General features: G+C 62.7%; 2 protein-coding genes. One reads left to right on the forward strand and one right to left on the reverse strand.

Annotated elements, in window-relative coordinates; genetic code table 11:
- A partial coding sequence (locus BGIM_RS48260; RefSeq protein WP_020468068.1) for a transposase occupies positions 1–334 on the forward strand: 334 nt, incomplete at its 5' end.
- 99 nt (positions 335–433) lie between these two features.
- On the opposite strand, the gene BGIM_RS0101695 is transcribed toward BGIM_RS48260, so the two are convergent.
- On the reverse strand, positions 434–2,632 hold a 2,199-nt coding region (locus BGIM_RS0101695; protein ID WP_029629649.1), incomplete at its 5' end, for a recombinase family protein.

Raw genomic sequence — 2,632 nt, forward strand, 5'->3', positions numbered from 1 at the left:
TGAGTTCGAGCAAACGTGGGGCGGCAAATATCCGACCATCGGAAGGCAATGGCGGCTGCACTGGAACGACATCATCGCCATGTTCGAGTTCCCTCCCGCGATCCGCAAGGCGATTTACACGACGAATGCGATTGAGTCGGTGAACAGCGTGATCCGGAAGTTCACGCGGAACCGGAAGCAGTACCCGAACGCGGAGTCGGCGCTGAAACTGGTTTACCTGGCGATCCATGAGGCATCGAAGAAGTGGACGATGCCCATCGTTGGCTGGAAGGCAGCCTTGAACCACTTCGCCGTGATGTTTGAAGGCCGGATGCCCAAGGCCACCGGCCAGTGACTGCAACTACCGTTCCCTACAACCCTGACACAAAAGAAATTACAGGCCCCGCTTGCGGGGGACGATTCAAAACGGGCGAGCCCGCCGGGTTGATGTCCTTCAGATATTCTTCGGCCCTGGCGCCTTGACGAGTCCAAGTCGTTGCCGCTCGCGATGGACGCTGCTTTTGCCGCAGCCGACCGCCGCGGCCACCGAGAAGTCCGGCCGGCCCTCCCGGAGCAACCGCTCGATTTCGGCCAGTTGCCCCGGCGACAAATGCCGGTATTTTCCGCGTGACGGAATGTCGCCCGTCGCCGCCGCCGTCCTCACGGCCTCCGGCCGCAGGTGATCGTAGGCCCGCGTCACCGTGCCTTGGGACGCTCCCAGCCGCTCGGCGATGCGGTCGAACGACATTTGCTCTTCCTCCCGCAACCGGACGACCTCGGCGGCGATGACCTTGTACTTGATCGGACCGAGATGACGGGTCGGTTTCTTTTGTGGCTTGGTTTTGGGCCGAGAGCCGGTGTCCGCAAAAGCCAGCGCGTCCCGAACCGTCCACCATGACGTGTCGATGGCGCGGGCGATCGTGTGAAGAGCGGAGCCCGCGTCCCGCATTTTGACCGCCTCGCCCGTGATTTGCTGATATTTGGGTACGGGGGATAGCCTCGCTTTCTGATGATTGGGCATTGTCCAACCACGGGTGTTTAGGAACTCCCAAGCACCCGTGGTTGGACAATGCCTTTTCTTCGCCAGCACGAGCATCACGGCAACCGCGTCGAGCGTAAACCTCGCCATCCACACCGGTCTTTTACTTCCCTCGACCGGTTCCTGGATGACGACCACCGGGCCGGTCAGCTTCGCCAGCACAGGGGCCGCCGCCTGGGGATCGTCGTTGAGTAGTTCCCGCAAATCACCCATCAAGGCCGTCACCTCCTCAAGGGTCATCGGAGGAGGAACGGCGGCCGTCGCCTTGTCCGCCAGGGCCAGACGATGCGCTTTGAGTTCCTTCAATTCGTTCTCCATTTGGGACACCTTCTCGAAGATGGCGCCAAGATCGGTCGACCCGTCGGCTTCGTCGAGTTTGGTGGTGATGACCCTGATCGCCGCTTCCTTCTTGCGAATGGCGGCGTCGAGCGGCTTGGGATCGGCCGCGACCACGGATGGCTGTTCGGCCAGGAATCTGTTGGCACCGGCGGTTACCTCGGCGACAAACTCCTGCGAAAACACCACATCACGGAGATGGTCCAGCACGGCGTCGTCGATGATCCGGGCGGCCTTGTAACCCCCCGACGTGCAACCGTTTTTGCCGTCACGGCCGTCCAGGCAGACATAGCTCGCATACCGGCCGCTCCGGCCAAGCCACATTGGTTTGTGACACGCGCCGCACACCGGACGAACCAGTGTCTTGTGATGCAATTCGGTCCGGCTCGCCCGGTCGGCTCCCTTGTTCCTGGCATAGGCCGCCCGGCTCCTGGCCAGCCGGGCGTCGACACGTTCCCCCAGTTCGTCGGAGATGATCCGCAGGTGGGGCACCTCCCGCCGCAGCCACTCCGACTCGGGCCGTTTCTTGATTTTCACGCCGCCGGTGACCGGGTCCGTGACCCGGTGGGTCATCTCGTAGAACTCCACTCCCCGGTAGGTGGCCCTCTCTAGCAATTGCCTGATGCTGCCCGCGTCCCAGGTGCGGATGCCGCCAACCTCCTTTCGATTAAACAGTCTTCCAATATGACCGCGGCTTTTCCCGCCATCCGCATATGACTCGCAGGCCTCCCGAACGTGTCCGGCCGCCTCCTGGTCGATCACACGCTCCCTCGCGATCCGGCCCTCGGAGTCGTGGATCGGCCGGCCGTGGTTGTCCGTCACCGGGATCAGCTTGTAGCCGACGGCTGGCTTGCCGATGTTCTTCCCCCGCGAAAAAGCGTCGCGCATTCCGCGTTTGACTTTCTTCCGGAGCTGGTCCACGAACATGTCATGCAGGAAGGCGTAGATGAAGAGTTTCAACTTGGCGTCCGGCTCGTTGGAGTCGAACCGGTCCGACGCCCCGATCATCCGGTTGCCGGCCTGTTCAATCTGCCGTCCGAGGTGCAGCGACTCGATCACGTCCCGGCTGGCCCGGCCGATCTCGTCAATGAACAGAATCCGGGAGATCCCGCCGGGACCGGCGACCGCCGTCTTGGCCATCTGGTAGCCGCGCCGAGCGGCGATTGTCCCGGTGATGGCGGCGTCCGCAAAGACCTGCGTCCAGGGGATGAACGTGTCAAGCCGCCGGGCTTCCTCCAGGACATTGAGGAGTTGCTGGTCAAGCGAGCGATGGTTGGA

The organism is Zavarzinella formosa DSM 19928, assembly GCF_000255705.1.
GTDB classification, from domain to species: domain Bacteria; phylum Planctomycetota; class Planctomycetia; order Gemmatales; family Gemmataceae; genus Zavarzinella; species Zavarzinella formosa.